The 7,141-nt window shown below is 62.5% G+C and carries 7 protein-coding genes; 1 reads left to right on the top strand and 6 read right to left on the bottom strand.

Features of this window, described 5'->3' with window-relative positions:
* From CXP40_RS20815 to CXP40_RS20795, 5 genes are all read right to left on the bottom strand, one after another.
* A partial coding sequence (locus tag CXP40_RS20815) for an aminotransferase class III-fold pyridoxal phosphate-dependent enzyme (RefSeq protein WP_157831702.1) occupies positions 1 to 757 on the bottom strand: 757 nt, incomplete at its 3' end.
* Between the two features lie 23 nt (positions 758 to 780).
* Entirely contained in the window at positions 781 to 2,127 is a 1,347-nt protein-coding gene (locus CXP40_RS20810) for a glutamine synthetase family protein (protein WP_106735280.1), read from the bottom strand.
* A 26-nt stretch (positions 2,128 to 2,153) separates the two neighbouring features.
* Positions 2,154 to 2,711 (bottom strand): XRE family transcriptional regulator, encoded by a 558-nt coding sequence (locus CXP40_RS20805; protein ID WP_106735283.1) that lies wholly within the window; start codon positions 2,709 to 2,711, stop codon positions 2,154 to 2,156.
* A gap of 16 nt (positions 2,712 to 2,727) precedes the next feature.
* On the bottom strand, positions 2,728 to 4,017 hold the full coding sequence (locus tag CXP40_RS20800) for an FAD-binding oxidoreductase (RefSeq protein ID WP_106735279.1): 1,290 nt from the start codon (positions 4,015 to 4,017) through the stop codon (positions 2,728 to 2,730).
* 78 nt (positions 4,018 to 4,095) lie between these two features.
* On the bottom strand, positions 4,096 to 4,395 hold the full coding sequence (locus CXP40_RS20795) for a putative quinol monooxygenase (protein ID WP_106735278.1): 300 nt from the start codon (positions 4,393 to 4,395) through the stop codon (positions 4,096 to 4,098).
* 496 nt (positions 4,396 to 4,891) lie between these two features.
* Between CXP40_RS20795 and CXP40_RS20790 the strand changes: the two genes are divergently transcribed.
* Complete coding sequence (locus CXP40_RS20790) at positions 4,892 to 5,839, top strand: AraC family transcriptional regulator (protein ID WP_106735277.1); 948 nt, start codon at positions 4,892 to 4,894, stop codon at positions 5,837 to 5,839.
* A gap of 88 nt (positions 5,840 to 5,927) precedes the next feature.
* On the opposite strand, the gene CXP40_RS20785 is transcribed toward CXP40_RS20790, so the two are convergent.
* A complete protein-coding gene (locus CXP40_RS20785) occupies positions 5,928 to 7,076 on the bottom strand; it encodes an acyl-CoA dehydrogenase family protein (RefSeq protein ID WP_106735276.1) in 1,149 nt (382 codons plus the stop codon).
* Positions 7,077 to 7,141: the final 65 nt, after the last annotated feature.

The following is a 7,141-nucleotide window of genomic DNA, read 5'->3' as shown; positions in this document are numbered from 1 at the left end:
CGAGGATTTCCTTGATGCGCGGCCAGTAGGTCTCCGGGGGGATGATCACGCCACCGGCCCCCTGGATCGGCTCGGCGATAAAGGCTGCGACCTTGTCTTCGCCCAGTTCGAGAATCCTCTTCTCCAACTGATCGGCAGCCCAGATGCCGAAATCCTCCGGCGACTGCTCGCCGCCCTCGCCGAACCAGTACGGCTGCGGGATATGAGCGATACCGGGGATCGGCAGGTCGCCCTGCTCGTGCATGAACTTCATGCCGCCGAGGCTGGCACCGGCCACGGTGGAGCCGTGGTAACCGTTGTCGCGGCCGATGATGATTTTCTTGTTCGGCTGGTCTTTGCACGCCCAGTAGTGGCGTACCAAGCGCAGCATGGTGTCGTTGCCTTCCGAACCCGAGCCGGTGAAGAACACGTGGTTCATGCCGGCCGGCGCGAGTTGGGAAATAGCGTGGGCCAACTCAAGCACCGGCGGGTGCGCGGTCTGGAAGAAGGTGTTGTAGAACGGCAGCTGCAGCATCTGCTTGGCGGCGGCTGCGACCAGCTCCTCGCGGCCATAGCCGACGGCCACGCACCACAAGCCGGCCATGCCATCGAGGATCTTGTTGCCCTCGCTGTCCCACAGATGAACGCCCTTGGCCTCGGTGATGATGCGCGGGCCCTTCTCGGCCAGCTGCTTGTAATCACTGAACGGCGCCAGATGGTGAGCCTGGCTCAGAGCCTGCCAGTGTGCGGTCTTGGGGTTGTTTACGGCGTTGTTCATGGCGCCTCCTTCTATCCGTGACATCACAGGTACCAGCGGTATTCGCGCGGGCTGATGTCGTGCATGAAGGCCAGGTGATCCTGGCGTTTGTTCTCGCAATAAACCATGACGAACTCGCTGCCGAGGCCAGCGGCGACGCGCTCACTGGCCTGCATGCGGCGCACGGCATCGAGCATGTCCTTGGGAAAGTCGACGCCGCTGGCGCGGTCGTCATTCAGTGGTGCAATGGGCTCGACCTTGGCGTCGAGGCCCTGTTCGATACTGGTCAGCAGCGCCGCCAGCACCAGGTAAGGGTTGGCATCGGCGCCCGGCAGGCGGAATTCAAGACGCAGATTGCGCGCGTCCGACTCGGGAATGCGCACGCAGGCGTCGCGATCCTCAAAGCCCCAGCTGGCCTTGCTCGCCGAGTTCACCTGGGCGCCAAAGCGGCGGTAGCTGTTGTGGTTCGGCGCGTAGACCGGCATGAGCTCCGGCAGCAGCTCCAGGCAACCGGCCACGGCATGCCGCAACGGGCGCTGCTCATCACGGGCCAGCAAGTTATCGCCAGCCTCGTCGTACAGGCTGACGTGGATGTGCATGCCGCTGCCCGGATACTGCAGGTACGGCTTGGCCATGAAGCTGGCGCGATGGCCATATTTGAGCGCCACGCCTCGGGTCACCCGGCAGAACAGCGCCGACCAGTCGGCTGCCTGCATCGGGTCGGCGTTATGGCTGAAGTTGATCTCGAACTGCCCCGGGCCAATCTCTGCAGTGATTACCGTGGTATCGATGCCCTGCAGGCGCGCGGTCTCGGTGATGTCGTCGAGCACCTCGGCAAAGCGCGAGAGCCGTTCGATATGCATGTTCGGCTGGTCGTCGGCATCACCGCTCAGGTCATCGCGCGGGTACTGCGGCAAGCCGTCCTTGAGCTCCTTGTCGAACAGGTAGAACTCCAGCTCGAAGGCCACCACCGGGCGAATGCCACGGGCGGCCAGACGTTGCACCACGCGCGCCAGCACCTCGCGCGGCTCGAACTCGATGGGCGCTTCGGTGCCATCGGAGCTGATCAGCATCTGCCCCAGCGGCTGGCGCTCCCAGTTCACCAGCTTGAGGGTGCCGGGAATCAGTCGCCGTGGTGCGTCCGGGTCGCCGTCATGGAAGCAGTAGTCGCCGATCTCGTAGAGCCCGCCCTGGGCGCCAAGCAGCACGCAGTTCTGCGGCAACTTCAGGGCGCTGCCGGCGGCGACCTTCTCCAGCATCTCGATGGGGTAGCGCTTGCCGTAGAAATGCCCAGGGATATCCAGACAGATCAGGTCGACGAAGCGCACCTCGGGGTGGGCCTGGCGGAATTGGCGGACTTCGTCGAGCAGCTCGACTCGGGTGGCGTTCATGGTGGTGATTTCCGATTCACGGGAGGTCAGGTGTAGATCCACAACACCCGCGCGGGGGTGTCGCCTCGGTTGGCATAACGCAGGCGCGCATAGCTCGGCACCTGGAAAACGTCGCCGGGGTAAAGCGTGGCGCTCTGTTCGTCCTCGCCCAGCCACAGCGTCAGTTGGCCTTCGAGCACGTAGCCGGCCTGCTCGGAGCGGTCACTCATCTGTCGCTCGCCACTGCTGGCACCCGGCTCGAGCAGGCTGTCGACGACCATGAAGGCACCCTGCAGCGTAGGCGAGGCCATGATGTCGGTGATGCCACCGGCCAGGTACAGGGTGCGGCGTTCGTCGGGACGGGTGACCCAGTCCAGCGCCTTGGGCTTGGGCAGGCTGTAGAAATAGGTAGTAGGTACGTCGAGCGCCTCGGCGATGGCAGTCAGATCCTCCACTGTCGGGCGCGACAGGCCACGCTCGACCTGCGAGAGAAAGCCCACGGAACGACCGATACGCTCGGCCAGCTCGTTGAGGGTGACCTTCTTGTGCTTGCGCAGGTCGTGGATGAGCACGGCCAGGGCCGCCATTTCCAGGTTCTTGTCCATCTCTGGGCTGTCCATTTCAGAAGCTGTCTCTTAATCGGTACCAGGCCTTGCCAATGGCCTCGAGCGGCGCCGCCAATCGCTCACCAAATGGAAAGGCGGGGTTGCGCAACTGCTGATACAGGGCCAGTTCGTCGTCATGACCGAGGATCGCGTCGCTGACAGCCCGCGCCGCCGCGAGCGTGGGCAGCACGCCATGGCCGGAAAAGCCCTGCAGCCAATAGCGGCCGTTCTCGCCACCGATATCCGGCGTGCGCGCACGGGTGATATCGATATGCCCGCCCCATGCAAAGTCGATGGCCACGCCTGACAACTGCGGGAATACACGCTCGAGGAATGGCCGCGTGGCAGCAGCCATGTCCTTTGGCAAACCGCCGAGGTATGTGCAGCCCCCGCCGAACAGCAGACGGTGATCCGGCGTACGGCGGAAGTAATCGAGGACGAACTGGTTGTCGGTGACGCAGGCATTGCGCGGCAGCAAGGCCTCGGCGCGCTCCGCACCTAGCGGCGCGGTGGCGATCTGGTAGGTGCCGACCGGCAGGATGCGCCGGGCCAGGCGCGGCTCCAGATCGTCGATATAGGTGTTGCAGGCCAGAACCAGTTGATCGGCCTGCACGCTGCCCTGCTCGGTACGCACGCGGTAGCCGTCACCATGCATCTCCTGGCTCAGCGCACGGCTCTGCTCGAAGATCTGCCCGCCGGCGCGAACGAAGGCCTCGGCAAGACCCAGTGCCAGCTTGAGCGGGTTGAGGTGGCCGGCTTCTGGGTCATACAGACCTGCCTGATAACGCTCACTGGCGACCCATTGCGGCATCTGCTCACGAGAGACGAACTGCAGCGCGCGGTGCCCCCACTTATAGGCGGCCTCTTCCTGCCATTCATGCAACAGCGCCACGCGGCGCGGCAGCACCGCCGTCCACAGATGGCCACGTCGGTAATCGCAGTCGAAGCCATGGCGCTGGGGCAGTTCACGCAGCTCACGGGCGGCCCAGCTCATGCCATCCCAAAGACGTCGCGCACGCCCGATACCAAGCGCATTTTCCAGCGGCGGCATATCGCAGGACCAGCCGAGAATCGCCTGTCCACCGTTACGCCCGGAGGCGGCCCAGGCCACGCGACTGGCCTCGAGCAGAATGACCTTGCGTCCCGCTTCGGTCAGGCACAAGGCGGTGTGCAAGCCACTGAAGCCGGCGCCGACTACCAGCACATCACACTGCAAGTCACCCTGCAGGGTAGGATAGCGCTTCAGCCGATCCTGACAGCTCTGCGCGTAGTAGCTGTCGACGTGTTCACTGGCGTGGCGAAACATAAATGGCTCATGAAATTTTTAATAATTAATTTCATGAAAATCTATAGAGATAAATTCACAAAGGCAAGTCTGAGCGACTCAGGCGACCTGCTGCTGTAACTCCATGCCGCATTCGAGCTGAGTGAACAGCCCTTCGTCTATCGCCTGCGCCACTACCCGGCGCAGGCCTTCGCTACCGAGGAAAGCGTCACGTGCCGCAGCTGAGCGCCACTGCCCTTCTACCAACCAGGTCAGTGGATCATTGTGCAGAGGAAATACGCGCAGGCGTTCGCAGCCCGGCATATCTCGGCCAACCTCGTGCAACCGCGCCAGGCATTGACCCAACCGAGTCGAACGGCCATGACGGGCACAAACGGTCATACGATGAATGATGCTCATGGCAACCTCCTGGAACCAAATCAATACAGACCGGCAGCGTTTCGCTGCAAAACATGGGGCGCTGCGCCTGGTTCGGCAGAAGCCGCTCCGCCAATGGCTCTTGAGTCGAGCCAGGCCGTGGCGAGCAACAACAGGGGCAATGGCGCGATCAACCATTTACTCGGCATGGCTCGCTCCTTTCGTGCCGGATGCGGGCACCACTTAGCGGGGGACATGGCTACTGCAGGTGTTTGAGCCGGCACAGAGGCACGACGCGCTGACGACAAAGATCAGGCAGATGGTCATCCCAGCGTTAGTCGATTACTGGCAGATTCTTGCCTAAACCTGCATTGATTGGATCACTTCCAGGCAGCCGAGTCTTCAAGCGATAAACCTAGAAATACTCTGTATACCTGGTAATTTGCCCATTACCGGCAAATATTTGCCTAATCCTGCCGCCCCTCATGACTTGCCTGAAAAACCTGGCTAGGCTTCGCTCACCTTTCGGAGGCGCGCCATGCAGTCACCCATTCACACCGCCACAAATCTCGACACCCCCCTTGCCGAACTGAGCCACGAAATGGCGCGCCTGGTCGAACGCTTCGTTCCCGAGGACGGCCTGCACCTCACTGCTATTCCAGGGTTGAAACTGGCGCGCGCCACGACGCCGAGCCTGCCGATGCAAACGGTCTACGATCCGTGCCTGTGCATCATCGCCCAGGGTCGCAAGGAGATACGCCTGGGTGACGAACTCTATGTCTATGATCCACTGAATTATCTGGTGGCATCGGTGGTTCTACCGGTGACCGGACGGGTCATCGAGGCCAGCCCCGAGGCGCCCTACCTGAGTATCGCGCTGGAGATCGATCCGGCACTGATCAGCAGCCTGCTCACCGAGATGCCGCCGATTCCGGCGCCCGATGCTGCCTCACAGCGCGCACTGTTTCTGGACCGTCTCGACCCACGCTTGCTGGATGCGGTGATCCGCCTGCTGCGCCTGCTGGAAACCCCGCGCGACATCGCCATGCTGGCGCCACTGGCACTGCGCGAGATTTTCTACCGCATGCTGCACAGCCCGCAGGGCCATCGCCTGCATGAGGTAGTGATCGCCGATAGCCAGAGCCAACGCATCTCCCGAGCCATCGAATGGCTACGCAAGAACTTCGACCAGCCGCTGCGCATCGAGGAGCTGGCTCGCGAAGTCAATCTGAGCCCATCGACACTGCACCATCGCTTCAAGGCCGTCACCGCCTTCAGCCCGCTGCAGTACCAAAAACAACTGCGCCTGCAGGAAGCTCGCCGGTTGATGCTCTGCGACAACCTCGAGGCGGCGGCGGCGAGCTACCGCGTCGGCTACGAAAGTCCATCACAGTTCAGCCGCGAATACAGCCGCCTGTTCGGTGCGCCACCGCAACGCGACATCGCGCGCCTGCGCCAGGCAGCGCAGAGTCAGGCCGCGTCCTGATCACCGATTTCCGTGGGAGGCGCTTCAGCGGCGAGCTTTTTCGTCTCATTTAGGCTGATCGCGGCTGAAGGCCCTCCCACACCAGCAGCTACAAACCCATCTGCTTCGAAATGATCTCGTTCATGATCTCCCGCGTGCCGCCGCCGATGGAGAGAATGCGGTTGTCGCGGTACAGGCGCTCGACCAGGCTTTCGCGCATATAACCCATACCGCCCATGATCTGCACCGCATCGTAGGTCAGACGGTCAGCGATATCGGTGGCGAAGTTCTTGGCCATGGAAATCTCCTTGATCACGCTTCTGCCAGCCGCCATCTGTGCGGCCTGGCGGTAGGTGAACTCACGCGACACCTCCAGCTGGGTCGCCATCTCGGCCAGACGGTGCTTGAGCACCTGGAACTTGCCCACCGGTTTGCCAAACGCCTGACGCTCGCACGCCCATTTCATCGACTTTTCCAGCGCCAGTTGCGCGGTCATGTTGGCCATGATTGCCAAGCTCAGGCGCTCGCTCTGGAAGTTGGCCATGATGCAAGCGAAGCCGGCGTTCTCCACACCAATCAGGTGCTCCACCGGCACCTTGCAATCGTCGAAGAACAGCTCGGCAGTATCGGACGCCCACCAGCCCATCTTCTTCAGCTTGCGCCCGACGGTGAAACCCGGCGAACCCTTCTCCACCAGCAACAGGCTGACGCCGCCAAAGCCCTCGCCACCGGTACGCACCGCGACCGTGTAGTAATCGGCACGCACACCACTGGTGATGAAGGTCTTGCTGCCATTGATGCGGTAGTGGTCGCCGTCACGCACGGCACGGGTTTTGAGATTGGCCACATCGGAGCCACCAGAAGGCTCGGTCACCGCCAGCGCCATGATCTTCTCGCCAGCCAGCACCTGCGGCACCACACGCTCGCGCACGGCGGGCTTGGCCCATTTGACGATGGGCGGCAAACCAATATCCAGCGAACCCAGCCCGGCCACCAGTCCGCCCGAGCCACTGCGCATCAACTCCTCGCTGGCCGCGACCTTGGCGAACACATCGCCCTCGTGACTGCCGCCGAAATGCTCCGGGTAGCCGATACCGAGAATGCCCGCCGCGCCGGCTTTGAGGTACAGCTCACGAGGAAACTCCTCGGCCTCCTCCCACTCGTCGATATGCGGCAGGATCTCGCGCTCGACGAAACGCCGGACGGAATCACGAACCAGTTGGTGGGATTCATCGAAATACGACAAAGGGGCGGCCATGCGGGTACTCCCGTTATTGTTTTGGCCACCCTAACCTAGCGCTTGCTTGGTTTTCAAGCGAGCGT

The sequence above is a fragment of the Pseudomonas sp. YY-1 genome, from assembly GCF_002843095.1.
Lineage (GTDB): Bacteria > Pseudomonadota > Gammaproteobacteria > Pseudomonadales > Pseudomonadaceae > Aquipseudomonas > Aquipseudomonas sediminis_A.
This window is presented reverse-complemented; position numbering and strand designations above follow the sequence as displayed.